Annotated in this window: 29 protein-coding genes; 8 read left to right on the top strand and 21 right to left on the bottom strand. The window is 59.8% G+C overall.

Going from position 1 to position 26,562, the window contains the following annotated elements:
• The 3 genes from ychF to ABXH05_RS02365 all read right to left on the bottom strand — a co-directional run bounded on the left by ychF (nt 1) and on the right by ABXH05_RS02365 (nt 2,489).
• Nucleotides 1–1,098, bottom strand: coding sequence for a redox-regulated ATPase YchF (gene ychF / locus ABXH05_RS02375; RefSeq protein WP_348138330.1), 1,098 nt, complete (start codon nt 1,096–1,098; stop codon nt 1–3).
• Entirely contained in the window at nt 1,098–1,742 is a 645-nt protein-coding gene (gene pth, locus ABXH05_RS02370) for an aminoacyl-tRNA hydrolase (RefSeq protein ID WP_353559609.1), read from the bottom strand. Before pth ends, ychF begins: the two co-directional genes overlap by 1 nt.
• 84 nt (nt 1,743–1,826) lie before the next feature.
• Nucleotides 1,827–2,489, bottom strand: a complete 663-nt coding sequence (locus ABXH05_RS02365) for a 50S ribosomal protein L25/general stress protein Ctc (RefSeq protein ID WP_353559608.1) — start codon at nt 2,487–2,489, stop codon at nt 1,827–1,829.
• Nucleotides 2,490–2,737: 248 nt separating this feature from the next.
• Between ABXH05_RS02365 and ABXH05_RS02360 the strand changes: the two genes are divergently transcribed.
• Nucleotides 2,738–3,109, top strand: coding sequence for a hypothetical protein (locus ABXH05_RS02360; RefSeq protein ID WP_353559607.1), 372 nt, complete (start codon nt 2,738–2,740; stop codon nt 3,107–3,109).
• 4 nt (nt 3,110–3,113) lie between these two features.
• On the opposite strand, the gene ABXH05_RS02355 is transcribed toward ABXH05_RS02360, so the two are convergent.
• Complete coding sequence (locus ABXH05_RS02355; RefSeq protein ID WP_353559606.1) at nt 3,114–3,554, bottom strand: ABA4-like family protein; 441 nt, start codon at nt 3,552–3,554, stop codon at nt 3,114–3,116.
• Between the two features lie 87 nt (nt 3,555–3,641).
• Between ABXH05_RS02355 and ABXH05_RS02350 the strand changes: the two genes are divergently transcribed.
• Nucleotides 3,642–4,088, top strand: coding sequence for a MarR family winged helix-turn-helix transcriptional regulator (locus ABXH05_RS02350; RefSeq protein ID WP_353559605.1), 447 nt, complete (start codon nt 3,642–3,644; stop codon nt 4,086–4,088).
• A 15-nt stretch (nt 4,089–4,103) separates the two neighbouring features.
• Here the strand turns inward: ABXH05_RS02350 and ABXH05_RS02345 are convergent, their stop codons facing one another.
• The 5 genes from ABXH05_RS02345 to lgt form a co-directional block, all read right to left on the bottom strand.
• The gene (locus ABXH05_RS02345) at nt 4,104–5,036 is read right to left on the bottom strand and encodes a ribose-phosphate pyrophosphokinase (RefSeq protein WP_353559604.1); all 933 of its coding nucleotides are present in this window, start codon (nt 5,034–5,036) and stop codon (nt 4,104–4,106) included.
• A gap of 108 nt (nt 5,037–5,144) precedes the next feature.
• Nucleotides 5,145–6,158: a hypothetical protein gene (locus ABXH05_RS02340; protein ID WP_353559603.1), complete on the bottom strand. Its 1,014-nt coding sequence runs from the start codon at nt 6,156–6,158 to the stop codon at nt 5,145–5,147.
• A 137-nt stretch (nt 6,159–6,295) separates the two neighbouring features.
• Nucleotides 6,296–7,072 carry a peptidoglycan editing factor PgeF gene (gene pgeF / locus ABXH05_RS02335; protein WP_353559602.1) on the bottom strand — a complete coding sequence of 259 codons (777 nt, stop codon included), beginning with the start codon at nt 7,070–7,072 and terminating at the stop codon, nt 6,296–6,298.
• Between the two features lie 6 nt (nt 7,073–7,078).
• Nucleotides 7,079–8,161 carry a class I SAM-dependent methyltransferase gene (locus tag ABXH05_RS02330; protein WP_353559601.1) on the bottom strand — a complete coding sequence of 361 codons (1,083 nt, stop codon included), beginning with the start codon at nt 8,159–8,161 and terminating at the stop codon, nt 7,079–7,081.
• Nucleotides 8,161–9,054 carry a prolipoprotein diacylglyceryl transferase gene (gene lgt, locus ABXH05_RS02325; protein WP_353559600.1) on the bottom strand — a complete coding sequence of 298 codons (894 nt, stop codon included), beginning with the start codon at nt 9,052–9,054 and terminating at the stop codon, nt 8,161–8,163. The genes ABXH05_RS02330 and lgt overlap by 1 nt, the downstream gene beginning before the upstream one ends.
• 244 nt (nt 9,055–9,298) lie before the next feature.
• Between lgt and ABXH05_RS02320 the strand changes: the two genes are divergently transcribed.
• The 4 genes from ABXH05_RS02320 to ABXH05_RS02305 all read left to right on the top strand — a co-directional run bounded on the left by ABXH05_RS02320 (nt 9,299) and on the right by ABXH05_RS02305 (nt 11,900).
• Complete coding sequence (locus ABXH05_RS02320) at nt 9,299–9,574, top strand: accessory factor UbiK family protein (protein WP_353559599.1); 276 nt, start codon at nt 9,299–9,301, stop codon at nt 9,572–9,574.
• 226 nt (nt 9,575–9,800) lie between these two features.
• On the top strand, nt 9,801–10,301 hold the full coding sequence (locus ABXH05_RS02315; RefSeq protein ID WP_353559598.1) for a type III secretion system chaperone family protein: 501 nt from the start codon (nt 9,801–9,803) through the stop codon (nt 10,299–10,301).
• A 5-nt stretch (nt 10,302–10,306) separates the two neighbouring features.
• Nucleotides 10,307–11,143, top strand: coding sequence for a pyrroline-5-carboxylate reductase (gene proC, locus ABXH05_RS02310; RefSeq protein WP_353559597.1), 837 nt, complete (start codon nt 10,307–10,309; stop codon nt 11,141–11,143).
• A 73-nt stretch (nt 11,144–11,216) separates the two neighbouring features.
• Complete coding sequence (locus ABXH05_RS02305) at nt 11,217–11,900, top strand: TetR family transcriptional regulator (RefSeq protein ID WP_353559596.1); 684 nt, start codon at nt 11,217–11,219, stop codon at nt 11,898–11,900.
• 12 nt (nt 11,901–11,912) lie between these two features.
• On the opposite strand, the gene ABXH05_RS02300 is transcribed toward ABXH05_RS02305, so the two are convergent.
• Genes ABXH05_RS02300 through ABXH05_RS02290 form a run of 3 tightly spaced genes read right to left on the bottom strand, consistent with a single transcriptional unit; the run spans nt 11,913 to nt 14,611 of the window.
• Nucleotides 11,913–13,298: an ATP-binding protein gene (locus ABXH05_RS02300; protein ID WP_353559595.1), complete on the bottom strand. Its 1,386-nt coding sequence runs from the start codon at nt 13,296–13,298 to the stop codon at nt 11,913–11,915.
• 55 nt (nt 13,299–13,353) lie between these two features.
• Nucleotides 13,354–14,073: a response regulator gene (locus tag ABXH05_RS02295; protein ID WP_353559594.1), complete on the bottom strand. Its 720-nt coding sequence runs from the start codon at nt 14,071–14,073 to the stop codon at nt 13,354–13,356.
• Nucleotides 14,066–14,611, bottom strand: coding sequence for a MarR family winged helix-turn-helix transcriptional regulator (locus ABXH05_RS02290; RefSeq protein ID WP_353559593.1), 546 nt, complete (start codon nt 14,609–14,611; stop codon nt 14,066–14,068). Before ABXH05_RS02290 ends, ABXH05_RS02295 begins: the two co-directional genes overlap by 8 nt.
• A 256-nt stretch (nt 14,612–14,867) precedes the next feature.
• Between ABXH05_RS02290 and ABXH05_RS02285 the strand changes: the two genes are divergently transcribed.
• Nucleotides 14,868–15,764 (top strand): branched-chain amino acid aminotransferase, encoded by an 897-nt coding sequence (locus tag ABXH05_RS02285; protein WP_353559592.1) that lies wholly within the window; start codon nt 14,868–14,870, stop codon nt 15,762–15,764.
• A gap of 7 nt (nt 15,765–15,771) precedes the next feature.
• On the opposite strand, the gene ABXH05_RS02280 is transcribed toward ABXH05_RS02285, so the two are convergent.
• The 7 genes from ABXH05_RS02280 to ABXH05_RS02250 all read right to left on the bottom strand — a co-directional run bounded on the left by ABXH05_RS02280 (nt 15,772) and on the right by ABXH05_RS02250 (nt 21,662).
• A complete protein-coding gene (locus tag ABXH05_RS02280; protein WP_353559591.1) occupies nt 15,772–16,224 on the bottom strand; it encodes a molybdenum cofactor biosynthesis protein MoaE in 453 nt (150 codons plus the stop codon).
• 4 nt (nt 16,225–16,228) lie between these two features.
• The gene (gene moaD / locus ABXH05_RS02275; protein ID WP_348138373.1) at nt 16,229–16,489 is read right to left on the bottom strand and encodes a molybdopterin converting factor subunit 1; all 261 of its coding nucleotides are present in this window, start codon (nt 16,487–16,489) and stop codon (nt 16,229–16,231) included.
• Nucleotides 16,490–17,107: a CDP-diacylglycerol--glycerol-3-phosphate 3-phosphatidyltransferase gene (gene pgsA / locus ABXH05_RS02270; RefSeq protein WP_353559590.1), complete on the bottom strand. Its 618-nt coding sequence runs from the start codon at nt 17,105–17,107 to the stop codon at nt 16,490–16,492. It abuts the gene before it with no gap.
• Between the two features lie 105 nt (nt 17,108–17,212).
• Nucleotides 17,213–19,156, bottom strand: coding sequence for an excinuclease ABC subunit UvrC (uvrC, locus tag ABXH05_RS02265; RefSeq protein WP_353559589.1), 1,944 nt, complete (start codon nt 19,154–19,156; stop codon nt 17,213–17,215).
• Nucleotides 19,157–19,512: 356 nt separating this feature from the next.
• Nucleotides 19,513–19,947, bottom strand: a complete 435-nt coding sequence (gene folB / locus ABXH05_RS02260) for a dihydroneopterin aldolase (RefSeq protein WP_353559588.1) — start codon at nt 19,945–19,947, stop codon at nt 19,513–19,515.
• A 6-nt stretch (nt 19,948–19,953) separates the two neighbouring features.
• On the bottom strand, nt 19,954–20,718 hold the full coding sequence (locus ABXH05_RS02255; protein WP_353559587.1) for an SDR family oxidoreductase: 765 nt from the start codon (nt 20,716–20,718) through the stop codon (nt 19,954–19,956).
• Entirely contained in the window at nt 20,718–21,662 is a 945-nt protein-coding gene (locus ABXH05_RS02250) for a calcium/sodium antiporter (RefSeq protein ID WP_353559586.1), read from the bottom strand. The genes ABXH05_RS02255 and ABXH05_RS02250 overlap by 1 nt, the downstream gene beginning before the upstream one ends.
• Before the next feature lie 307 nt (nt 21,663–21,969).
• Here ABXH05_RS02250 and ABXH05_RS02245 point away from each other — a divergent pair, with 307 nt between their 5' ends.
• Entirely contained in the window at nt 21,970–23,832 is a 1,863-nt protein-coding gene (locus ABXH05_RS02245) for a monovalent cation:proton antiporter-2 (CPA2) family protein (protein ID WP_353559585.1), read from the top strand.
• A gap of 782 nt (nt 23,833–24,614) precedes the next feature.
• On the opposite strand, the gene ABXH05_RS02240 is transcribed toward ABXH05_RS02245, so the two are convergent.
• Both ABXH05_RS02240 and ABXH05_RS02235 read right to left on the bottom strand, forming a co-directional pair.
• Nucleotides 24,615–25,370: a GIY-YIG nuclease family protein gene (locus tag ABXH05_RS02240; RefSeq protein ID WP_353559584.1), complete on the bottom strand. Its 756-nt coding sequence runs from the start codon at nt 25,368–25,370 to the stop codon at nt 24,615–24,617.
• The gene (locus ABXH05_RS02235; RefSeq protein ID WP_353559583.1) at nt 25,367–26,542 is read right to left on the bottom strand and encodes a DNA cytosine methyltransferase; all 1,176 of its coding nucleotides are present in this window, start codon (nt 26,540–26,542) and stop codon (nt 25,367–25,369) included. The genes ABXH05_RS02240 and ABXH05_RS02235 overlap by 4 nt, the downstream gene beginning before the upstream one ends.
• Nucleotides 26,543–26,562 lie beyond the last annotated feature (20 nt).

Below are 26,562 nucleotides of genomic sequence, written 5' to 3'. Positions count from 1 at the left end.
CTAATTTGCAAATCTGAAATGAAGCACGTCGCCGTCCTGGACAATGTATTCCTTGCCCTCTAGGCGCATCTTGCCTGCTTCACGGGCCGCTGTCTCGCCGCCAAGACTGACATAGTCGTCATAGCCAATGGTTTCGGCGCGGATGAAGCCTTTTTCGAAATCTGTGTGGATCACTGCGGCGGCCTGTGGCGCGCGCGTGCCGGTGCGGATTGTCCATGCACGGGCCTCTTTGGGGCCGGCGGTGAAATAGGTGCACAGGCCTAGCAGATTGTAGCCAGCCTGGATCAGGCGGTTGAGGCCGGGTTCTTCAAGCCCCAGGGTCTCGAGATATTCGCCTGCTTCTTCGTCATCGAGCTGGGCGACTTCGGCTTCAATCTTGGCGGAGATCACAACGAAGGCTGCGCCTTCGGCCTTGGCGCGCTCTGCAACCTGCTCGGAGAAACTGTTGCCGGTTGCCGCAGATTCTTCTTCAACGTTGCAGACGTACAAAACGGGTTTGGAGGTCAGCAGCTGGAGGTTCTTCCAATCCTGCTTTTCATCGTCGGAAATGTCAGCAAGGCGGGCTGGTTTGCCGTCGCGCAATAGTACCAGCGCTTTTTCCATCAGCGCGATCTGCGCCTTGGCTTCTTTCTCGCCGGACTTGGCTTTCTTTTCCAAAGGCGCGATGCGGCGCTCCAGGCTGTCGAGGTCCGAGAGCATCAATTCTGTTTCAACGACGTCCGCGTCATTGGTCGGGTCAATGCGCCCTTCCACATGGGTGATGTCGTCATCTTCAAAGCAGCGCAGCACATAGGCCACGGCATCAACTTCGCGGATGTTGGCGAGGAACTGGTTGCCCAGACCTTCGCCCTGGCTCGCACCTTTCACGAGGCCTGCAATGTCCACGAAGGTGAGGCGGGCGGGGATCACTTCCTTGGAGGTGGCGATGCCTGCCAGCTTCATAAGGCGTTCTTCTGGCACGGCGACCTCGCCCACATTGGGTTCGATGGTGCAGAAGGGGTAGTTCTCCGCCTGAGCAGCGGCCGTTTTTGTCAACGCGTTGAACAGCGTCGATTTCCCCACATTGGGAAGGCCAACAATGCCGCACTTAAAACCCATCAGGCGTCGTCTCCATTCTTGGCTGCCGCATCATCCGCAGCCTTCTTCTTTTTCGCGGGCTTTTCGCCAAAGCCCTGCTCGCGCAGATCAAGCGCAACTTTGTTCATGAACTCGGAATCACGCTCCTGCGCAAGGTCCGGAACTGCATTGCTGACCGCAGCTATAAGCGCCTCTACGAAGGGACCTTCAGATTTGGCGAAATCCTTGAGCACATAGCCGGGCACGCGGTTCTTGTCGCCAGGGTGGCCGACACCCAGACGTACCCTCATAAAATCCTTGCCGAAGTGGGAAACAATGGAGCGAATGCCATTGTGACCTGCAGCGCCGCCACCGGCCTTTACGCGGACCTTTGCAGGGGCGAGGTCGATCTCGTCATAAATGACATAGACCTCGTTGGGGCCGAGCTTGAAGAAATTGGCAGCCTCGGAAACGGCAATGCCACTGTCGTTCATGTAGGTGGTTGGCTTGAGCAGCATGACTTTCTGCGTGCCCATGCGGCCCTCGGCTACCTCGCCATGAAAGCGCTGGCGCCACGGGCTGAAGCCATGGTCGCGGGCAATCGCGTCCACGACCTTAAAGCCAATGTTGTGTCGGTTGTGCTCGTATTTTTGCCCGGGGTTGCCGAGCCCTGCAATGAGGAGCATGTGCGGCGTCCTAGTTGTGCGGCGGTTTTGGTGGGCCGCGTAAAACGCAAGTTCTACGCGGCCCGGTCAAACCGTGTGGGCAGACTAGTCGTCGCTGCTGGCAGCGTCGTCAGCGTCGCCGCCGTTTTCAACTTCAGGTGCATCCGGCTCTTCGGGTGCGTCATCTTCAATCGGTGCAATTGTGGGTGCAGCGATTGTAGCGATGGTGAAGTCGCGGTCGGTAATGGTGGGCTTCGCACCTTCGGGCAGGGTCACCTCGGAGATGTGAATTGAGTCACCAATTTCCTTGCCGGTGAGATCAATGGTGATCTCGTCAGGCAGGTTGGAGGCAGGGCAGAGAAGCTCAACTTCGTGGCGGACCACGTTGAGAACACCCTTGTCTTTGTCGATGCCGGGGCTTGCTTCTTCATTGATGAAGTTCACCGGAATCATGACGTTGATCTTCGCGCCCTTACCAAGGCGGAGGAAGTCAACGTGGATCACCCAATCACGCACCGGATCAAGCTGTACGTCACGGGCAATCACGCGGGTGGTGTCGCCTTCAACGTCGAGGTCCAGCAATGTGGACATCAAGGTGCCGGTGTTCCAAAGCTTGGTCACGTCGCGTGAGCCAACCTTGATGAGGGTGGGTTCTTTCTTGTCGCCGTAAATAACCGCAGGAACTTTGTCCTCACGCCTTGCTGCCCGTGCGGCCCCCTTGCCGGCACGGTCGCGGCGCTCTGCGGTCAACGCCAGGGTCTCTGCCATGGGTCGTCTCCGTAAAAAATGAGCGTCAAAACAAAAGGACGGCCACAAGGTCCCAAGCGGACCAGCCGTCCTCCTCCACGAACCTTGTCCCCTCCAGGGGTGCGGAAAAGGCAGTGGTGGCGGGGTTTTAGGGGAAAATCGGGGGCAGGGCAAGCGGCGCCTGCAGTGCGCTTACCTTGGAGGGAATTTCAAGCCCCGGGGCGTCTGCGCGATCACTCCTCAATCATCACGAATTGAGGAATTCGGCCATGTCTTACGCCATTTCTGTCGGCTTTTTGATCCTGACAGCCCTTCATGCCCAGCCGGCGCTGTCGGCGGTGCGCCCGGGCATGATGGCATCGCTCTATGGGCCTGCTGTCACCGAGAGCGGGTTGGGGATTCTGCTGCATCACCGAGCCATGGGGTTTGCCCTTGTGGCGCTCTCCTGCCTGGCCGCGGCCTTTGTCCCGGCGATCCGGCAGCCGGTGCTGATCCTCGCCGGGTGGAGCATGGTGGGATTTCTGGTGGCTTACTGGGTGGGTGGCAGTCCCGCAGGGCCAATCCAGCGCATAGCGCTTGCTGATCTTGTGTGCCTGCCGGTCCTGTTCTTTCTGGCGTGGGCGGTCTGGCTACGGGCCTGACGCGTTACGCCGCTGTAGGTGCCGCTGGGCCTGTCATCCGCTTGATCCCGCGAACGGCTGTGAACAGGAGGAACCCGGCTGGTCCAAACAGGAAGGTTGCCGGCAAACAGGGCAGTGCCATCCAGAAGGGGATGTTTTCACGCCGCGCGGTGCGGCAGATCCATGCGCCGATGAGAAGGTCAAAGGCGAGGAAGTGGATCCATCCGGCCATGACAGCCCCGGGATTTGTGAAGAGTTGCTTTACTTCCGCAAAGCTGCCGAAGCCACCGCCGTTCTCAGACGGGACGAGCAGCAGGAAGGCCACATAGGTGGCGGCAAGGAGCACGGGCGCAATCAGGCCTGCGATACGGTCTGACCAGATCGGAATGAGCGGCGAGATCACCAGGGTGAGCCAACCAAGCATGGCGAGCAGGCCAACAGCCGAGAACACACTTTCAAAATCCATAACCAACCCTCACACCCTGTGTCTTGCGATCTGCAAGATATGACGCATAATACTTGCATATGCAAGTATATCGGTTATATTTCTACCATGGAAGATAGTCGCGTCATCAATGCCCTGCGCCTGCTGCAATCCGCAGACGATATCCGGGCCCGGCTTGCGGGCGAGTTCTCAGCCGTTCACGGCTTGTCGGTGAACGAGTTCTTTTTGCTCATGCATCTCGACCATGCGCCCGCGCACCGGCTATCGCGGGTGGAGCTGGCCAAGCGGATGTATGTCAGTGCTTCCACGGTGACCCGCATGGTGGCGCCGATGGAGAAACTGGGGATGGTCGACCGCGAGGCGGATGCCCGTGATGCAAGACTGGCTTTTGTCGTTCTCAGTGATGCCGGTCGGCGAAAACTCAGCGAGGCGCGCGAGACATTTGCCAAACACGCGGGATACGTCTTTGAGGACCGCTGGGATGAAAGCGACCTGACGCAGTTGTCACAGCTGCTCTCCCGGCTTGTTGCAGGAAGCGCCAGCAGTCTGACCTGATCGATCGAAGCTGCTCTAGTCGAACAGGCTCGACACGGAGCGTTCTTCGGCGATGCGGTGCATGGCTTCGCCGATGAGTGGTGCGATCGATACAACGCGGATGTTGTGGCTGACGCGGATGGCCTCGGTGGCCTGGATCGTGTCGGTGATGACGAGGTTCTTCAGCTTGGACGATGACACGCGGGCAACCGCGCCACCGGAGAGCACGCCGTGGCTCACATAGGCTGAGACTTCCTTTGCGCCCTGATCGAGGAGGGCCTGTGCCGCGTTGCACAGGGTGCCGGCACTGTCGACGATGTCATCCATGAGGATGCAGGACCGGCCCTCAACGTCGCCGATGATGTTCATGACTTCGCTTTCACCGGCGCGTTCGCGGCGCTTGTCGACGATGGCGAGGTCCGCATCAATGCGTTTGGCCAGGGCACGAGCCCGAACCACGCCGCCTACGTCCGGCGACACAACCATGAGCGGGTCGGCGCCGAAATTCTCCTTGATGTCCTGGGTCAGGACAGGGGCGGCAAACAGATTGTCTGTCGGGATATCAAAGAAGCCCTGGATCTGTCCGGCGTGGAGATCAACGGTCAGCACGCGATCCGCACCGGCATTGGTGATGAGGTTGGAGACCAGCTTGGCGGAGATCGGCGTGCGCGGACCGGGCTTGCGGTCCTGGCGGGCGTAGCCGAAATAGGGAATGACCGCCGTGATGCGGCGCGCGCTGGCACGCTTCAACGCATCAATGCAGATCAGCAGTTCCATCAAATGGTCATTGGCCGGGAACGACGTGGACTGGATGACAAAGGCATCCTCGCCGCGGACGTTTTCCTGAATCTCGACGAAAACTTCCATATCCGCAAACCGGCGGACGATGGCCTTGGTGAGCGGCACGTTGAGATAGGCGGCGATGGCTTCGCTCAGCGCCCGGTTGGAGTTACCGGCAAGAAGCTTCATTCGGTCCCGATCCCCGCTTGGTGCGAGGCCCCCTTTAAGCAGTCGATGCGCGAGCTTTGTGGGCGTTGGATGACACTTCCATGACGCCTAGTCAGCGGGCGCGTTGTATCAATACGCGTCCGGCGATGTAAACCCGCGAAGCTCTCTTAAGGCCGCCGTTTTTGCCTTGGTGTCGCGGTCAGGAGACACCAGTGCATAGACGGCACGCACGGCCTCTTCCGCGGCCGCCGGTGCGGCCTGTGTCCATGCCGTGTTGATCTGCCCGGGCGCAAACAGGCGTTCCTGCACAATAGAGCCAACCGGGGCGCCGCCCGCGCGGGTGACATCCCATTGCAGGGTCACCATATCGCCGCCTGCTGACGAGGGGCGCACAACCATGGAGCCGGTCACCAGCAGGATGCCGGGCTCGGGCGCTGCAAGCAGATTGGCACCCTTGCTCTGGAAGGCGCGCCGCAGGGCGGGCCCGAGAATCGGTTGGGCGGATTTTGGTTCGCCAGCGACTTCGCGCAGATGGAGTGTAATGGGGCCGGTCAGATCAACCGGAGCGGGTGCTGGCGCTGACGGTGCGCCCGTGGGCGGCAGAGCAGCGGTCGTGATCATAGAGGTATCGCCCACATAGGTGCCCGCATTGGCCAGCACCGCCTGCTGGCCATAAAAGCCCGCCAGTTCGTCGGCAACCTGCATGGCGACTTTGGACAAGGAGGCATTGCCTGCCGTGCTCCAGGCCACCTGCGGAGAGCGGGTGGGGACGATCTGGGTGTCTATGAACCTGTGCTGCCGGATGCCGTTGGCGTCCGTCAGGTCCCAGGCAAAGGCCAGGACGGTTCCCTGTGGGGTCTGACGGGCGGAGGCTGTGCCTTCCAGCACGTAATCAAAGCCGGCGGCCATGTTGTCCATAGCCAGGGGCACGCCGCGGGCAGAGGCCGCGCTTGAGATGATTTCGGTCAGGCGCGCGCTGGCATCAACCGGTGCACCGATAATGGGGGCCACTGCAAGGCCCGGGCGGGCGACATCCAGCGTTGTGACATCCACCGGGTTTTCCGCTTCATCGCCCCATGTGCCGCAACTGGCGGTGGCCAGTAGCGCCATGGCGGCAACACATATGGAGCGGACGGGGGTCATTGTCTGGTCAGATCGCCTGATGGGGCGCACACGCGCCAGTTGTGCCGTGAATCGAATCACGTTTTGGGTTGTTGCGCAAAGTATAGGCGATCAGTGGGCCCGCGTCGGCTTTGCAGCCGGGTCTTCAAGACGGGTCCTCAGGAGAGGGCAATGCAGGATATCTGGCGCCCATAGTCCGCCTCGCCCCGGTGGGTTGTGCGGCGATAGCTGAAAAAACGGTCATCATCTGCATAGGTGCACTCACTCAGGCCCGCCATGGTGCCGACACCCGCCATTTTCAGGCGGTGCAGCACATAGGCCTCAAGGTCAAAACGCCAATGATCCGGCCGATCCGAGGCATCAAAGAACCGGGCATTGCCTTCGCTCTCGGCCAGCACGTCGGTGCGTAGATCAGCGCCAACCTCGTAGTTTTCCTGGCTGATGGCGGGACCGACGACAGCGATGATGTCTGCGCGTTTGGCACCCAGCTTTTCCATCTGGTCGAGCGTTGCTTCAGCCACACCGGCAACGGCGCCACGCCAGCCTGCATGGGCAGCGCCAATCACCTGTGCCTTGGGGTCGGCAAACAGAATGGGCGCGCAATCAGCGGTGAGGATGCCAAGGGCAATGCCGGGTGTGGCCGTTGCCATGCCGTCCGCCTGGGGACGGGCGTTGTCCGTCCAGGGTTCTGTCACTGGAATCGCGGATGCCGAGTGGATTTGATAGAGCGACATCAGGTTTTCCGGCGCGACATTCATGGAGATCGCGACCCGGGTGCGGTTCAGCTCGACGGCGCTGGCATCGTCGTTGGAGCCAGGGCCGCAATTGAGACCTCTGTAGATGCCCGTGGAGACGCCACCCGTGCGCGTATAGAATCCGTGGCGGATGCCGGGCAAATCTTCGAGTTCCATAGCGTGGATCGGACGGGTGGGCATGATCTTCTAGAATCCTGCGGGGTCAATGCGCCCGGCGGTGATCGCCAGCACTTTGAACAGCGTCCCCATTGCATCGTCATCGGTCAAGCGGCGTACGGCCTCATCGATGGCTTCTGCCTGATCAGGCGTCGCTCCCTGCTTCAGCATGGCGGCTCTTTGCGCGATGCCAAGCTGTATCAGGAACTGCCCCTGTGTGGTGGCAGGGTGGGCCGTGGTGCCTTCGCCTGCGCACTCGGCAAGTGCCTGGAAATCCACGTGGGCAGTAAGGTCGGCCTTGCCGGGATTTTCGAGCACCGGCACGAATTTGCCCTTGCGCATGGCCTGCAGCGTGTCGCCGGCCGCACTACGGGTGTAGCCATAGTCGATGATCAGGACCGCGCCGCTGGTATTGGCGATGCGCTGGCATAGTTCGGATATGATGGCCGTGCCTGCCTGGCAGGTTTCCGTGATGGTTCCAAAAGGAGCATCCTTGAGGGACGGGGCCAGCATGACGCCGCCGGGCACCGGTGTCGGAGATGGCGCGAAAGCAAGTTCGCCATCAGCCTCGACCACACATTGTTCGCGCCAACCCTTGTCGGTCTTTACGAACTGGTGGATCGGCAGGGCATCAAAAAATTCATTGGCGATGATGATCAGAGGACCGTCTGCCAACTGGTCGACCGAGCTGATCCATTCCGGTTCCGCATAGCCGAATTTTGTGGTGATGGGGGCGAGCGTTGCCTGCTGAACCCGGCCGAGTACCGGGCTTGTTTCCACCATCTGGATGCGGGCGGCCTTGGCAAAGCCCGGCTGGCCGGAGGCTGCGCGCAGGGCGTCTGCCATCAAGGTGCCACGGCCGGGGCCAAGCTCAACCAGTGTGAAAGCAACTGGCGAGCCGATCTGATGCCACACGTCAGCTGCCCATGCCCCGACAAGCTCGCCGAACATCTGGCTGATCTCGGGCGAGGTCGTAAAGTCCGTACCCAGAGGATCGCTGGTTGTATAGTAGCCGTGCTGGGGGTGGCCAAGGGCCAGTGCCATGAAGCGAGCAACCGGCATCGGCCCCGTTTCGCTGATTTCATCGCGGATAATCGTGGAAAGGTCGGGCATTATTTTTTGTCTTTAACAGCCGTCTGCGTGCCCAGATAAGGTTCGGTGTTGGCGCGCCAGATGAACCAGATACCTGCCACGATCATGGGCAGGGACAGGGTCATGCCCATGGTCAGCCAATTGCCGATGAGATAGCCGAGTTGTTGATCCGGCTCGCGGAAGTTCTCGGTGAAGAAACGTGCGCAGCCATAGCCGGTAAGGAAGATGCCCAGGGTCATGCCGGGACGTTTGAGCGTGCCGAACCGATAGACCGCCAGCAGCATGATGGCGAAGAGCAAGGCGCCGTCGATACCTGCTTGATAAAGCTGACTTGGGTGACGGGCGATCTGAAGCGGGTCACGCGGAAAGACCATGGCCCAGGGCACGTCCGCCGCGCGGCCCCACAATTCACCATTGATGAAGTTGGCAATGCGGCCAAAGAAGTAACCCAGAGGCGCGACTGTCGCGATCAGGTCGCCCAGGGAGTACATGTTGATGCCGCGCGAGCGCGCAAACAGGATGATGGCAACAACAACGCCCGCAAGGCCGCCGTGAAATGCCATGCCACCCTGCCAGACATACAGAATCTCGAGCGGGTTCGAGAGGTAGTAGGGCAGATTGTAAAACAGCACGAAACCGATGCGACCGCCCAGAATGACCCCGAAGGTGGCCCAGACCAGAAAGTCGTCGATGTGGTCCCGGGTGATCGGCGCGTCGGGCTTGGCGTGTTTGCGCTTTGAGGCGGCTGCGGGGTAGGGGTAGCCCTCCCAGAGCCTGGGCGATGACACCATGCGCAATGCGAGCCGCCAGCCGCCGATGATGCCGGCAATGTAAGCCAGGGCGTACCAGCGAATGACCAGCGGGCCGATCTCGAAGAGGACCGGGTCAAACTGCGGATAGGTAATTTCATACATCGAGGAGGCCTTTTGGCGGTGACGTGCTGCAAGCAGGTGTGAAGGCGGAGGGTTCTTCCCAGCGCCGTGTATGTCAAGAAAACTGCGCGTGACATAGCCCCCGCTGCTTCAAAGCTGAACCGGAGGCTGGCTGAACGGCTTTTCATGGTCCATTTGCCGCGCTTGCACCGGATATGGCGCTCGCGCGATAGTGCGGCTCCATGATCGGGCGCGCCCATGAACACGCGCGCAGGAGTTGAGAGCCATGACCCAGTACGAAAACCGCCTTCTTGATGATGTTGCCAAGCTTGTGACCAGTGCTGCCGGTGCGGCGCAAGGGGTGCGGAATGAAGTGGAAACGCTGATTCGTGCGCAGGCGGAGCGAATGGTGGCTGATCTCGACCTCGTGCCGCGTGAAGAATTCGACGTCATGAAAGACGTTGCCGTTGCTGCGCGGACAGAAGCCGAAGGCCTGAAAGCCAGACTGGAGGCCATGGAGGCGCGGTTGGACGCGCTTGAAGCCACCACCTCAAAAGGTTGAGCGCTTTATCGTCTTTCAAGATTCATCAAGTCGTCCTTGCACCGACTCAATCGGCCATGCACGGTGACCATAGTGTGTCGCTTCGCCTCCGGCACAAGATGTGCCTTCGAAGGCATGCAGGGCTGGATGGCGGACGAGATGCTTCAGTGTCACCGGGGGGTGATGCCGGTTAGCTGATCGTTGAGGCCAGCCTGCGTCAGGCCCCCGAAAAACGGGAAGGCCTGCCATGTCGTTGACCACCGCTGATACCGCCACCCTTCTTGAAAACCCGATTGATGTTCTGGAGTCCATCGCGACAAGCCAGAACTGGCCATTTGACCGGTCGGCTGAGGACGAGCTGTCCCTCACTGTCACCGGCTCGTGGTGTGACTACGACCTCTCCTTTACCTGGCGTGACGATCTGAACGGGCTGCACCTTGCGTGCGCGTTCGACCTCAAAATCAAAGGCGGCAAGCTCAACGATGTGCACAGCCTTCTTGCGCGTATCAACGAGCAGATGTGGCTTGGCCATTTCGATATCTGGAAGGAAGAAGGCGTGGTCTTGTTCCGCCACGGCCTGCTTCTGGGTACAGGCGATGCGTCGCCTGAACAATGCGAAATGCTTTTATCGCTGGCGATTGAAGCGTGTGAGCGGTACTACCCGGCATTCCAGTTTGTGCTGTGGGCCGGCCAGTCGGCGGAAGATGCAATGGCTGCCTGCATGTTTGAGACCCAAGGATCCGCCTGACACTTATGACCCATACGCCCGCGTCTTCCTCACAGCTGGTTCTGCCCGGCACTCTTGTTCTGGCCGGCGCGGGCAAAATGGGCGGCGCCATGTTGCGGGGTTGGCTTGATGCCGGCGCGGCGGCTGCTCAGATTGCGGTTGTTGATCCGCAGCCTGCCCCTGACATGCTGGCGCTTGCTGCCGAGCAAGGCTTTTCAATTCATCCTGATGCGTCCGAGCTGAATGACGTCGCCATTGTGGTGCTGGCGGTGAAGCCGCAAATACTTGATGCAGCAGCAACGACCCTTGCGCCCGTGATGGCGTCGAAGCCTTTGGTCGTATCAATTGCGGCGGGCAAAAGCGTAGCGGATATCATTCAGGCCTTAGGCGATTCACCCGTCGTGCGGTCCATGCCCAATACGCCTGCGTCTGTGGGACGCGGCATCACGGCGGCCTATGCAGGTTCAGATGTCAGTAACGAGCAGCGCGATCTTGCGACGGCCCTTCTGAAGGCGGTGGGCGATGTCGTCTGGCTGGACGATGAAGATCTGATGGATGCGGTAACCGCCGTATCCGGCAGTGGTCCGGCGTATGTATTCTGGCTGGCGGAATGCATGGCCGCAGCTGGTCGTGAACTGGGATTGCCGGATGATCTGGCAGATGCCCTGGCCCGCGCCACCGTCAGCGGGGCGGGGGAGTTGATGCATCAGGCTGCTGAACCGGCCTCGACGTTGCGTGAAAACGTCACGTCGCCCGGCGGCACAACGGCGGCAGCACTGGCGGTGTTGATGGCGGATGATGGCCTCAAACCCCTTATGGCCAAGGCTTTGACCGCTGCACGGGACCGCGCACGGGAGCTTTAGGGCTCTTCCCGCGTTCGCCGTAGCGTTGCTGCGTTAGTGGAAGCGTCACCCTTCTTGGCCTATCCTTTGGCCCATGAACGCCAATAGTGAAACAAAGCCGCGCAAAAAGCTGAAAAAGGCCGGGAAAGCCAAGCTTAAGGCACGTCTTGTGGATGCCGCGCTGACGCTGGCTGAAACCAAAGGCTGGCGGGATCTGTCCATGGCAGAGATTGCGGAAGCCGCAGGTGTTCCGCTTGCGGAAGCCCTCAAGGTGACGCCGTCGAAGACCGCCATCCTGAGTGCTTTTTCCCAGAAGATCGACGCAAAGGTTCTCAATGATGTTGAGGATGAAGTCAGCGACGAGCCGGCACGGGATCGTTTGTTTGATGTCTTGATGAGCCGCTACGATCTGCTTTGGCCGTATCGCCCGGCGTTGCGAGCCATTCTCGGTGATCTGCCGACGGATCCCGGCGCGCTTGTTGGCGCCATGTCGCCGGCGCTCGAAAGCGTGCAGTGGATGCTGGAAGCCGCAGACATTGATACCAGCGGGGTGCGTGGTGCCATACGGGTGCGCGCCATCGGCGTGATCTATGCCGCCAATCTTCGTGTCTGGCTCAATGAAGAGAGCCAGGACATGGCCAAGACCATGGCTGATCTTGACCGGCGTTTGCGGCGGGCTGAAAGCCTGATGGAGCAGGCCTCGGGCATGGTGGATAATGTGTCCGGCCTGATGCGCAGCTCATTTGAAGCCCTGTCCGGGCTCGCGTCGCGTCAGTAGGTGACCGGACGCCTAGACGGGCAGTTGAACAAGTGCCCTGAGACCGCCGAGCGGGCTTTCCAGCAACAGAATTTCTCCCCCATGTCCGCGCGCCACGTCACGGGCAATGGCGAGGCCAAGACCTGAGCCTGACCGGTTCTGGTTGCGGGACTCATCCAGACGGTGGAACGGCCGGAAAGCATCTTCCATTTGCTCGGGCGGAATTCCGGGGCCGTCATCATCCACATAGATTTCGACTGAGTGCCCATGTTGGACTGCGCTCAGGCGCACATGGTCGGCATGGCCTGCCGCGTTCTCGACGAGATTTGTAATGCAGCGTTTGAGGGCCGCCGGGCGGGCACGCACATTCAGCGGCCCATCCATATCGAGGGTTACGTTGCCGCCCTTGCGGGCAGCGTTGACGCGAATGTCTTCCAGAAATTCTTCAAGCTCCAACGATCTGGCACTTTCGCCACCCTGACCACGGGCGAAGTCCAGATACTCATCCAGCAAGCGCTGCATCTCGGTGACATCGCGCTCCAGCTCCTTGATCTCCGGGTCATCCCCCATCATGGCCAGCTGCAGCTTGAACCGGGTCAGTGGTGTTTTCAGGTCATGGCTGACACCCGCCAGCATCGACGTGCGCTGCTCAATCTGTCGGGCAAGCCGGTCGCGCATAACAATCAAAGATTGCGCGGCGCGGCGAACTTCGGTTGCGCCGGTGGGTTTGAAGTCCGGCATGTCACGGCCAAGACCAAAGGCTTCTGCCGCATGGGCAAGACGCTGGATGGGCCGCACCTGTCCGCGAAGGAACAGCACTGCAACCAGCAGCAGGATGATCGAGGCTGCGACCATCCAGGAGAGGAAGATGTGGCTATTGGTGGCCGAGACGCGGCTGCGCAGGAACAGGGCGCGCACGACGCCTTCAGGTTTTTGAATGCGAACGTCCACAAACTTTTCGTAGGTGACGGTGTCGATCCAGATGGGTTCGTCAAAGCGCTGCGCCATTTCAGCTTCAAGGCTTTCCTGCAGCATCGGGAAGAGGCCAGGGTCTACTTTTGGCGGCAGGCGCTCGCCGGGCCAGATGAAGACCTGCACTTCCACCGTGCTGCCGATACGCTCTGCAAAGGCTTCGTATCCTCTGGTGCCGGTGAGGTCATCATAGAGGCTCATGATGAGCGCCATGTCGTTGGCGGCCATATAGGCGAGGCCACGCGTCACCTTTTCCCAGTGACGATCGAGAAACACGAAAGTTGCCACGATCTGCAAAAGCAGCATCGGCGCGATCACGATAATGAGCGAGCGTCCGAACAGGCCGCGCGGCGTCAGGTCCTTGATGAGGACGGACGGGTCGATGGCCGCGAGAAACCGTCTCGCAGGCGGGCGGGGTGTCGGGCGGGTTACTGTGGTGTCAGCCATGGCTCTACTCCTGCACAGGCATGCGGCCTGTACTCCAAGTCTAACGGATTGAGGCTCAATCGGGGATAAACATGTATCCGGCCCCGCGGATGGTCCGCAGATAGCGCGGTTCCTTTGGGTCTGGCTCGATTTTGCGGCGCAATCTGTTGATCTGCACATCGACGGCGCGGTCGGAGATGCCAGCGTCACCTCCTGTCAGTTCTTCGCGGGGGAGGGCGCGGCCGGCGGCGCGGGTGAAGAGCTTCATCAGCTCGATTTCACGCGTTGTGAGGCGCACAGGCTTGTCCTCCTTGGAGAGGAGGCCCCGCTCAATGTCGAACGTGAAGCCGCCGAAGGTCACATCCTTTTGCGGTTGGGGGCGTGTGTTCGTCCGCCGCAGGATCGTCTTGACGCGCAGGAGAAGTTCGCGCGGCTCAAAGGGCTTTGGCAGATAGTCGTCCGCTCCGGCTTCAAGACCCTCGATGCGATCTTCTGCTTCGGTGCGTGCGGTGAGCATCAATACCGGTACGTCTGATGTGGTGCGCAGGGACTTGGCGAATGTGATGCCGCTTTCACCGGGCATCATCACATCGAGGATGATGAGATCAAAGGCGAGGCCGTTGAGACGTTCGCGCGCATGGGCGGCGTGTTCTGCTGCCGTGACGCGAAAGCCATTGTCGCTCAGGTACTTTTGCAGCAGCTCTCGAATGCGGCGGTCATCGTCGACAATCAACAGGTGGGGCGCGTCGTCAGCAGGTGCTGAGCCGCGCCGGATGGGAGCGGTGACTTCAGTCATCCCGTGTCACCTCTGGCTTGGCGCTTGGAATATGGTCTGTGCCCGGATGAAGTTCGTTTCGGCTGGCACGGTCCAGCATGGCGGCCATTACGGTGCGCCAAGCAGCTTCGCCTTCCGGGCCGACGGTCGCAAATGCTTTTTCAAGCCGTGTGCGTTGGGGTGCCTGCAGCTTGTGCCACAGGGCTGTGCCCTTGTCGGTCAGGTGCAGATGCCGCTCACGGCGGTCCTGGGCGCCGGTGCGCTGTTCGATCTGGTCGGCTTCCACGAGCTGGCGCAGGACGCGGGCGAGGCTCTGCTTGGTGATCTGCAGGATCGCAAGCAGGCTCTGCACGGTGATGCCAGGGTTGCGCCCGACAAAATGGAGCACCCGGTGATGGGCACGGCCAAAGCCCTGACCTTCCAGAATGGTGTCTGGATCGCCGACAAAGTCGCGATAGGCAAAGAACAAAAGCTCCATAGCCTCGATCAGACGTGCTTCCGCCTGCGCGTCCTCGCCACTTGCCTGTGGAGCATCGTCAAAAGAATTTATGTCAGCCATGTTGACTTATATTGGTTAGATTGTTACTCATGATGCCACATAAACGACAGGATAAGTCGTGATCGGTTCCAAATGCCGGGATTTCTCCCTCGAATCGGGTGAAATTCAGGCTTCCAGCGGTCACGATACGCCTGTCTAAAACAGATTGCGCCCGTAGGGTGCTCACAATTGCCCGCGCTTTGTAACGCGATACTCCGCCCTTATTGCGGCGGAGCCTCTCACCAAAGACGGACAGCTATTTGAGGGAGTGGCCATCATGGCCTCAATACCGTTTGACGACCGGGACGGGTCGATCTGGATGAATGGCAGCCTGCGCCCCTGGCGTGACGCGAACATCCATATCCTTAGCCATGCGCTGCACTACGCCAGCTGCGTGTTTGAAGGGGAGCGGGTGTACTCCGGTGAGATTTTCAAGCTGCGCGAACACACGGACCGGCTGATCGAGTCTGCGCGCATCCTCGGTTTTGAAATTCCTTATACGGCCGATGAGATTGATGCTGCCTGCAAGGAAGCCGTTGCGGCACAGGGTTTCACCGACGGCTATGTGCGCCCGGTTGCGTGGCGTGGCAGCGAGATGATGGGCGTCTCTGCTCAGGAAACGAAAATCAATCTGGCGGTCGCGGTTTGGGAATGGCCCTCATACTTTGACCCCGCAGAACGCCTCAAGGGCATTCGACTGGATATGGCTGAGTATCGCCGTCCAGCGCCCGAAACGGCACCATGCAAGAGCAAGGCTGCAGGTCTCTACATGATCTGCACGATCTCCAAGCATGCCGCCGAAGACAAAGGCTACTCGGACGCCATGATGCTGGACTATCGCGGCTATGTGGCTGAAGCGACGGGTGCCAATGTCTTCTTTGAAAAAGACGGCAAGCTGCACACGCCGACGCCGGACTGTTTCCTGGACGGCATCACCCGCCGCACGGTCATTGATCTGGCGAAGGCGCGGGGCATTGAGATTGTGGAACGTCACATCAAGCCGGAAGAAATGGCTGACTTCAATCAGTGCTTCATTACGGGCACAGCTGCTGAAGTGACGCCGGTTTCGGAGATTGGTGAGTACCGGTTCACGCCCGGTGAGATCACCGAGAACCTGATGAACGACTATATGGCTTTGGTGAACCGCACGGGTGCGGTCGCGGCTGCCGAGTAGAGTTTTTCTATTTTTGCCAGCGCTGGGTGGCTGCGTCATCGCTTGATTTCGCATCCACCCAGTGGCTGCCTTCCGCGTCATGTTCCTTCTTCCAGAACGGCGCGTTGGTTTTCAAAAAATCCATGATGAAGTTCGCAGCGTCGAATGCTGGTTGCCGCGATGCAGACGTTGCAATCACCAGCACAATCGGGTCGCCGGGCGACAGATCACCGAAGCGATGAATGACTTCGATGTCCTGCACCTCAAAGCGCACCCTGGCTTCCGCCTCGATGCGTTCAAGTTCTGCCTGAGCCATGGCCGGGTAGTGCTCAAGCGTCATGGTATGCAGTGACTTGCCGCCGGTGAGTTCGCGGACCTGCCCTACGAATGTGACGCTGGCCCCGATATCTGGCCGTCCGTTGGTCAATGCCATGAGTTCGGCACCGGCATCAAAGGCGTGGGATTGAATGCGCACCGGCATGATGTCAGCCGCCGGTTACAGGGGGGAACAGGGCCACTTCGTCGCCACCCTTGATGGGCGTGTCGGGTGTTGCCTGTTCCTGATTGACGGCAATCTTGATGTCCAGACCGTCAAAGGCTGCGTGCTTCTGGTCGTCGTTGGCAGCAAGGTGCGCCAGCAGATGACCGGCGGTGGTCACACCATCGGGCAGCGCAATGTGCTCTTCCGGGGTGCCGACAGCTTCGCGCAGACGTGCGAAGTACAGGACTGTGACTTCTGCACTCATCTAGGTGTCATCCTTGTCATCGGCTGCAATCACGTGATGCATGCCGGCCCGGAAATAGTCATAGCCCGTATAGAGCGTCAGCATGGCTGCAAGCCACAAGAGGACAATGCCCAGTTCCGAGCTGAACCAGAACAGCTCCCGGCCTTCAGGACCGCACAGCAGGAACGTCACAGCTGTCATCTGAATGGCGGTCTTCCACTTGGCCAGTTGTGTAACCGGCACGCTCACCTGAACCGTTGCCAGAAACTCCCGCAGGCCGGAGACGAGAATCTCGCGCGACAAAATAATGACGGCAGCAAACAGGCTGATGCCGGCAATGGTTTCGTTGGCTGCCAGCAACAACAGTGCAGCGGACACCAGAAGCTTGTCGGCGATCGGGTCCAGCATGGTGCCGAGGCTCGATTGCTGCTGCCAGGCGCGGGCGATGTAGCCGTCGATATAGTCCGTCACACTCGCGGCAATGAAGATGCAGACTGCGATCCATCGGCCCATCTCACCGGAGATGAAGAACGTGGCAACAAGCACCGGCACCAGCGCAATCCGCGCATAGGTGAGGATGTTTGGCAGTGTCCAGGCGACAGAGTCGACGCGTGAAGGTGTGGTGGGGTCACTCGACATGGCGGGATCATATACGAGGCATGCGGCGGCGGGGAGGGGGTGTGCACAACACAGCATCACAAATTTGCACATCGGTTTACAAAGTATGTGCGACGCTGAGAGCCGCTATTTGGCCCCTTCATGGAAGTGGTCATAGATCGAGCGCGCGACGGTGGTCGATATGCCTTCAACAGACTCAAGGTCAGCCAATCCGGCGGCTGCGACAGCTCTGGCAGAGCCGAAATGGTTGAGCAGGGCACGTTTGCGCTTGGGGCCAATGGACGCGATGCCGTCCAGCATCGATTTGCCGATGGCTTTCTTGCGGCGGGCGCGATGAGTGCCGATTGCGAAGCGATGGGCTTCGTCCCGCAGGCGCTGGAGGTAATAGAGCACGGGGCTCTTGGGTTCCATCATGAAGGGCTGCTTGCCAGTCATGAAGAACCGTTCGCGCCCGGCGTCCCTGTCCGGGCCCTTGGCAATGCCGACCAGGGTCACACGGTCGATCCCCAGATCATCAAAAACAGACTGCACGATTGAGAGCTGTCCGGCGCCACCGTCGATCAACACCAGGTCTGGCCAGTCGGGCGGTGGTTCGGTGGTTTCACCATCTTCGGCGTTGTCGATGGCGGCCTGATCCTTGACCAGCCGGGCAAACCGGCGGGTCAGGACTTCGCGCATCATGGCGTAGTCATCGCCTGGCTCGGTGTCAGGGTCCTTGATGTTGAACTTGCGGTACTGATTTTTGCGAAAGCCCTCAGGGCCTGCGACGACCATGCCGCCGACTGCGTTGGTGCCGGAGATATGACTGTTGTCGTAGACCTCGATGCGTTCTGGCGGCGCGTCCATGGCAAATGCTTCGGCCAGACCCGCGTGAAGCTTGGTCTGGGTCGAGGACTCCGCCATGCGGCGGCCAAGGGCCTCGCGGGCATTGTCGAAGGCATATTGCACGAGCTCACGCTTCTCGCCGCGCTGCGGTCTCCCGACGGCAACCTTGCGACCGCGCTTGATAGTCAGCGCATCGGCCAGCAGATCCGCGTTTTCCACGTCAGCATTCAGCAGCACCAGGCGTGGTGCGGGGCGCTCTTCATAGAACTGAGCCAGGAATCCATCGAGGATTTCAGCGGCTTCCATGTCCTTGTCATGCTTGGGGAAGTAGGCGCGATTGCCCCAGTTCTGCCCCGCGCGGAAGAAGAAGACTTGCACACATGCCTGACCGCCTTCGGCGTGGATCGCAAACACGTCGGCCTCTTCAACCGTTTGCGGGTTGATGCCCTGGCGGGATTGAATGTGGCTCAGGGCGCGAAGCCGGTCGCGATAGATGGCGGCCTTCTCGAAATCCAGTTCACTGGAGGCTTGCTCCATGTGCTGTGCCATCCGCTCACGGATTTTCTTGCTCTTGCCGGTGAGGAATGAGTCCGCCTCTCCTACGAGCGCCGCATAGTCCTCGCCGCTGATCTCTCCGGTGCAGGGGGCTGAGCAGCGTTTGATTTGATAGAGCAGGCAGGGCCGGGAGCGGGCTTCATAGACAGTGTCCGAGCAGGACCGCAGAAGAAACGCCTTTTGCAAGGCGTTCAGTGTGCGGTTCACAGCACCTGCGGACGCGAAGGGCCCGAAGTAGTCACCCTTGCGACTGCGTGCGCCGCGATGCTTGAGGATTTGCGGCACGTCATGGTCGCGGGCAATGAGAATGTAGGGAAATGATTTGTCGTCGCGCAGCTGCACGTTGTAGCGCGGGCGCAGCTGCTTGATGAGATTGGCTTCCAGCAGCAGCGCTTCGGTTTCACTTTCCGTCACCACGAATTCCATGGCGGTGGTGGCAGTGATCATCCGGGCGATGCGGTTGGTGTGGCCGATAAGGCGGGTATAGCTGGTCACCCGCTTTTTGAGGCTACGGGCCTTGCCCACATAGAGCACATCCCCATCAGCGCCGAACATGCGATAGACGCCCGGGGCATTGGGCAATCGGGTGACGTAGTCGGCAATCAGGTCCGCGCCGACCAGCGGTGCTGCTTCAGCCTCTTCGCCCTTTTGGGTCTCTTTTTCTGACGCTGTTTGAGGTGTGTCGCTCATGGGTATGAATATGCACCCGCGGGGCTGAAATAGAAGATTGAACCGTGACGAATCTATTTTCATCACCTGTGGATAAGTCTGTTGGAAACCCTGTGGCTCGATTCACCATTGGCCTATAGAGCGCGGAATTTTGCCATGCCTGCCCAAAATTCGTCTTGCGTCTAAGTTGTTGAAATTATGGGCACAATCTCAGTGTTCAGCAGCTACCCACTGTTGTTTCCTCAACTGAAGGAATCGCAGAATTCCGCCATATACGCACCTTGTGCGCATGTGCAAAACGACGTCTTTGTCACCCATGTGACAGTTCAGCTGTCACCGGCTTATCAGGGCAGCGCGATTACCTGGAAACACTCAGTTTAGTTCTGGGGCAGAGGGCGCATGCGTTCGATTTCGATTCCCACGCTATGGGCTTCCTCGATAGCGTCCAGCTTCTCAATGCGGACCCGTGCTGCGAGCACCCGTTCGTCTGTGAAGCAGTCCTCGGCAATGCTTTCAGCCAGGGTTTCCACCAGGCGGACATGGCCCTGAGCGACCAGATCCTTGATGTTGTTCACGACACGCTCGTAGCAGACCACATTAGCCAGACTGTCGTTCAGGGTCTCTTCGCCTTCGGTTACCGTCAGGTCGACATTGACGATAATTGGCTGGGCGCGGCCTTCTTCATGACGATGAACGCCGATATGGGCATCGAGCCGGAGGTCACGCACGAATACGTGGCGGGTCAGCCGTGCTGCATCTGCAATGCGCAGGGGAGTTACGTTACCTGAGGTCTCAGTCGCCAACTTGGTCATGGGTGACTATTCCTTGCCTGTCGCGTCGGGGGTTTCCCACGCGAGGTGCTGTCCACCGTCGAGAGCCAGCATTTGCCCGGTCAGAGAGGGTGTTTCAAGGATAAAGCGCACCGCGCGCTGAAACTCAGCTATGTCCGGACCTCGTTCGAGCGGTACCGCAGATGCCTGCGCGGCAAAATCCTCAGGGGTTTGGCGGTCATTTCCCATGGTCGGGCCTGGGCCAATGCCATTTACGCGAATGCGGGGCGCAAGGGACTGGGCAAGGGTCTGTGTCACGGTCCACAGGGCTGACTTTGACGTGGTGTAGGACAGGAAGCGCGGGTTAAGCCGCCAGACACGCTGGTCGATCAGGTTGATGATGTTGCCGTCCACACCATCCGGCAGCTGTTTTGCAAAAGTGCTGGCAAGCAGCACAGGCGCCCGCAGATTGACCGCCATATGGGCATCGAAGCTGTCGCTTGAGACTGTTTGGGCGTCGTCATCCTCAAACAGGGAGGCGCTGTTGATCAGCAGGTCGGCCGGACCTAGATCCTTGTGCACGGCGGACATGATGGTGTCGGCTACATGCGGACTTGCCAGATCGCACTGGACAGTCGTCGCCTTGCCGCCGCTGGCATTGATCTCGTCGGCCAGAGCCTGCGCATCATCGCTGGACGCGCCATAGTGAATGGCGACGGCCCATCCGACTTCCGCAAGGCCCTGCACCAGCGCCTTGCCGATGCGTTTGGCGCCGCCTGTAATGATCGCTGTTCGCGGTGCGGTCTGGGCCATCAGGAAATGTGGAACACTGTGAAGATGAAGCCGACATAGAGCGCTGTGAAGATTGCACCGGCCAGCCGTGTGATGGTTGCGCGCATGAAGGCGAAGGGTACGACCAGCAGGGCTGACGCCAGCATGACCCAGAGGTCAAACTTGAGGAACTCATCGGGGACCGGCAGCGGCACCACCATGGCGGTGATGCCGCCAATGGCCAGAATGTTGAACAGGTTCGAGCCGATGACATTGCCCACGGCCACGTCTGCCTGCTTGCGGAAGGCCGCGACGAGGGTAGTGGCAAGCTCCGGCAATGATGTGCCGATGGAAATAACCGTCAGGCCGATGGTTGCCTCAGAGACGCCAAAGCGGCGGGCAATCTCTGTTGCGCCTTCCACCACAAGCTCAGCGCCCAGGGGCAGGCCAAGCAGGCCGATCAGCATGAAGGCTGCAATCGCCCATCCGCGCTCGGGCAGGCCGGAGATGTCTTCCAGCTCGTCGTCGAGGCTGTCATCGGGGGACATTTTGGCGCGGTAGCCGGAGTAACCGAGGAAGGCGAGAACCAGCAGGAACAGGATGAACCCATCAAAGAAGGTCAGCATGCCGGTGAAACACATGGCCACGAAGATCATCGTGGAGCCGACCATCATGGAGGTATTACGGCGGATCGACGCCTGATTGCAGACCGTGGGGTAGATGATGGCCGGAATGCCGAGCACCAGCAGCACATTGGCCACGTTGGAGCCGACAATGTTGCCCAGGGAGATGCCCGGCGCGCCTTCGAGCGCTGCCTTGAGGGACACCATGAGTTCAGGTGCCGACGTACCGAAGGCCACCACCGTGAGACCGATCACCAGCGGATGCAGCCCGAAGCGGCTGGCCAGCGCCACGGCACCGCGCACAAGCAGGTCACCGCAGAACAGCAGAATGATTAGGCCACCGGCGAGGGCGAGATACATCATGGAGTGATCTGTCGTCCCGCCAGCTACAGCGTTGCAGCGCCTGCTGCCAGAGGCAGGGCGTCAGCGCTTGATGAGTGGTCTGTGCTGGTCACGGAGATCCTGTTTCCTGCCCCAAAATTCGTCAGCGTAGGTCTTGTTGCCTACGAATTGCCCACCCGTTCATCCGGCTGTGGCATCTGACTCCAGATTATTCTCTTTTTCTGCTGCGATTCACGGCCCCCCGCCATATCCGCGCAGTATTCCTTTGATATATATGGGCAGGCGGCGCGTTGCAAAGACACTGATTTGTTAAAAGGCGGTCATAGACTTGGAACCCGATACAATCGCGGAAGTTGCCCGTCAGGCAGCTCAGATGGCAACCGGTGCATCCGGTGCGGGTCATGATGACCATGGGGGCGGCCATGTGGCCATTCCCTATATCCGCGAGATCATCGTTTTTCTGGTTGCCAGTGTGCTTTTGGTGCCGCTGTTCAAGTGGTTCAAGGCCAGCCCGGTGCTGGGCTATCTGTTTGTCGGCGCGGTGATTGGTCCTTTCGGGCTTGCCATCATTGATGATGTTCAGGGTGTCTCGGCCATGGCCGAACTGGGCGTCGTCTTCCTTTTGTTCATGATCGGGCTCGAACTCTCTGTCGAGCGGCTCAAGGCCATGCGGACCATGGTGTTCGGCCTGGGCTTTGCGCAGGTGCTGGTGTCCGGGGCGGTTATTGCCGGGGCGGCCCTGTGGTGGGGCAACTCGGTGCAGGCCTCCATCATCATCGGCTTGTGTCTGGCGCTGTCGTCCACAGCAGTCATTATGCAGCTGCTGATGGAGCGCGGGGAATTCGCCTCGCGCATGGGGCGTACGAGCTTTGCCATCCTGCTGGCGCAGGACCTGGCCGTGGTGCCGCTGCTCATGCTGGTGACGATCTTTGCCGCCGGTGAGAACGGCCATGTGGCGGAGCTGGTGGGCACGGCGCTGCTGCGGGCGGTCATCGCGGTCCTTCTCATCATCTTTGTCGGCCGCTGGCTGGTGCGGCATCTCTATCGCATGGTCACCTGGACCCAGAGCCCGGAACTGTTCATGGCGCTGACCCTGCTGGCCGTGCTGGGCACCGCCTGGTTCACCGGCTATGCGGGCCTTTCCATGGCGCTGGGGGCGTTCCTCGCCGGGCTGCTGCTGTCAGAGACCGAGTTCCGCCACCAGGTCGAGACCGATATCGAGCCGTTCAAGGGGCTGTTGCTCGGCCTGTTCTTCATCTCCATCGGCATGGGCATCGACTTTGGCGTGCTGGCCAGCGAATGGTCGAACGTGCTGATCGGTGTCGTCGGCCTGATCGTGCTCAAGGCGACCATTCTGATCGGCCTCGTCCGCGCCTTCGGCCTGCCGCTGACGACCTCCCTGCGCACTGGTCTCATTCTGTCGGCGGGCGGCGAGTTCGCCTTTGTGGGTGTCACCGCCGCCATGGGCTCCGACATCATTTCCGAGCCGGTGGCCCAATACATGCTCATCGTGGCCGCCGTCTCCATGGCGCTGACGCCGTTCCTGGCGGACTTCGGCGCGCTCCTCAAGCGGCTGATTGATGACCGTATGGGCGCTGAACCCATTCAGGCATCTGAAGATGAAGCCCGCGGCCTTGATGGCCATGTGATCATCGCCGGCTATGGCCGCGTCGGGCAGACCGTCGCCAAGATGCTGGGCGACCTCAAGCACCCCTATATGGCGCTTGATCTCAACGTCCCGCGCACCCGCGACTGCCGGTCCAAGGGCGAGCCCGTCTATTATGGCGACGCCGCCAAGACGGACGTGCTCGAGCGTGTCGGCGCTGACCATGCGGGCGCCGTCGTCATCACGCTGGACAATTTCGCCGCCGCATCGCGCGCCGTGGAAGCCATCCGCGACCGCTGGCCGGCCATTCCCATCTTCGTGCGCGCCTGGGACATGTCGCACTCGGACGAACTGTTCAAACTCGGCGCCACCGGCGTTGTGCCGGAGACCCTGGAAAGCTCCCTGCAGCTTGCCGGTCAGGTGCTGGAAAGCCTCGGCACGCCACGCGAAGCCGTGGGCGACATCATCATGCGCATCCGCGAGCGGGACTATGTGGGCCTCGAAGCCCCGGGATCAGACGACGCCAAGCCCATCCCTGTTCATCCGGATGCGGACGATAAGCCCGGCAAGGCGGCGGCTGAATAACCGTCCCTTTCCGTTCCTCTCCCCCGTATCCCCGGACTTGATCCGGGGTCCACTCTCATTCCCGCTTGCCGCAGGGCCTGAAGCGTATTCGCAGCGCCCGCTGTACATCATGCTCTGAGGGTGTGCCCGCAGCGCTGCGAGTAGGCCCCGGATCACGTCCGGGGACACGGAATATGCGCCCGGCCAGCACCAAACGCCCCGCGCTCAAAAGGGAGCGCGAGAGGAGCGATGGCCAAGCGCTCCGACAAACAAAAGAGAGGGAGCGGGACGTGCTGCCTTGCTCCTTCAGGCGGCGCCCTTGATGAGCGTGCCTGGGAGGAGCGTGCCCTTGCGGGAGGCAGCGATCCAAAATGTCGACGTGAAGTGCCGCCTTGCAGCACGTCCCGCACGGAATGCGCTTCGGCTCCGGCAGAAACCCATGAGGGCAGGGCGTTACCCTGCAACTGATCCCATGGCGGCCATGCTTCCGATGCCACGTGCTGTGGAACGTGCACGCTGGGGGCCCTGATCCCGCCTCCTAGGCTAAGGGGACGCCCTTTCGACACCGGGTCTCGTCTTATCTTATGCGCCTGGCCGCGCCGTCACCGCCCCTGTGGCGCTGGCACCCGTTACTCGCCAGCTGCCGCGGGACGGCTGTCCGCGCCCCGTTCCTAAGGCACTTTCAGACCCGCCCCTTCCGGGACATCCGCCCTCCCCACCAAGCCCGGTCGGCCCGGGATGCCCTCAGTGAGAAGGTCCGGACAGGATACGGGCGGTCAGACGGGGCGGGGATAAGTTTTTTGTCAGGATTTTGAAATGACTTCAGCCCGGTCATAGTGCCGGTCTTCACGGTAGATAATTACGTAACCGGGTAGTGCCGTCGCTTGCCAGCCAGAAGGCAGCTTTGAAAGCGCTTGTTCAACAATCAAGCGGCAGCTTGTGGTGCCTGCGCTGGGGTCCAAGGTCGCTTGTTGGAGTTCAGAGTGTGCGGCCCGTCCACCTTCTTGTGTCTCATACCGCAGGACATAGGGCAAAGCCAGTCGTAACCTACTAAGAGCATCCTCAACCGAACCACCTGGCTCCAATTCAAAATCAATTTCTTCGTCAATATTAATTGGGAATTGCCAGTCGTAATGGTTGTCTTTCACGGCGGATGTATCACGTCGGCGTCCTGGGTCATTTGATCCAAACCCGCTGCCATTCCACGCCACGTTTCTCGTACCCCCGTAGTGCCTTATTAGGTCACTTTCCAAATCCATGGCCGTAAAAACGAACACTCGGATTGCCTTAAATGAAACGCGGCTCGGCGTGAGATTTCGCCTGTGTAGGATTTTCTTGGCGTGTCGGGCGAGTCGCCTGTTCAACCCAGCATCTGCATCAGTTTTGCCGATGTAGACGAGTTGGTTGTCCAGAAAGAGTTGATAAACGCCTTGCTCATTTGGAACATCAGCGACGGTCTCTGAGAGCAACGGCCCGCCATCCATTTCTTCGAACGAGTTTACAAGCCGCTCTAGAAGTGCCTCAGGTAAATCAAACTCGAACTCTTTGTAGTGGGTCATTGTGAACTGCGCGCTTTGAGCGATTTCGCCACATGCCTCGCAACAACATGTGCCAGTTCCACAGGAACGGCATTTCCGAGTTGTCTCATTACCTCGCTCCATGCTCCGTGGAACACAAACTCGTCGGGAAATGTTTGCAGGCGCGCACTCTCTCTGACCGTAAAGTAACGAACAGTCCCGTTGCGACGCGCTAGCATGTTCTCTCCGCCAGGAACACCATGCACACCGGCTTTTAGTGTCTTTGCAGGAAGATCTAGCGGGCTACCGGTGTGTCCTGGGTAGGACTTCGCTCCGGGCTGAAATTTGTGATCGGCAAAACCCTGACTTTGCGACGGATCAGCAATAGGCTCTTCTAGTCCGACTAGAGCATCTCTGACGGTCCGCCATGGTTTTGATTTCGGTGCCTTGTCAATTCTATCCGCCCGCTTGGCAAACTGCCGAGCCATTTGCCTGTCTTTTGACGCGACTTGGTGTTTCTCCCAGTACTCACCAGTTTTCTGCTGCCAAAGCAGAGAATCTATGGAGTGTGTGGGGGCCGGAAAACTCCATGTAACATTTAAGTCCGCTCGGAATCCTACGATAACTACTCGTTCACGCCGTTGCGGCACTCCATAGTCTGCGGCATTCAGCACACGTGGCAGCAGATTATAGACCAAGTCTTCATCATGGTGAGGGCTGGATGAGTGGTGCTGCTCGAGGCGGCGCATATGATCAGACCAAGCTTCGCCATTTGCCTGTTCTATCATTGGATATCGAAGTTGATGCTGAATGTACGAGAAATACTCGTTGAAGGTTGCCCTTGTTAGGCCTTTTACATTTTCGAAGATAAACGCCTTCGGCTTGATTTCTCTGACTGCACGTACGGCTTCGGTCCACATATCCCGTTGGTCCGCATCGGCCTGATGTCTGCCTGCAAGCGAGAAAGGTTGGCATGGCGGTCCGCCGCTGACCAGATCGGCTTTGGACTCGAAATCCCGAAAATCGAGCACGCGAACATCGCTCTCAATAGGTTCGGGCCATTTACGTACCGAACCAATGCCCGCATTTATGTTTTCCCGAATCGTGTCGCAGCACCAACGATCCCTTTCGACTATTCCAATCGGGCGGAAGCCTGCCTTGCTGATGCCAAGTTCTAAGCCTCCCGCTCCTGCGAACAATTCGACTGAATGCATCATTCATCCCCTAGAAACAA

It is taken from the genome of Pyruvatibacter sp. HU-CL02332, assembly GCF_040362765.1.
Lineage (GTDB): Bacteria > Pseudomonadota > Alphaproteobacteria > CGMCC-115125 > CGMCC-115125 > Pyruvatibacter.
Note: the sequence above shows the minus strand (reverse complement) of the source record. Positions and strands in the feature narration are given on the sequence as shown.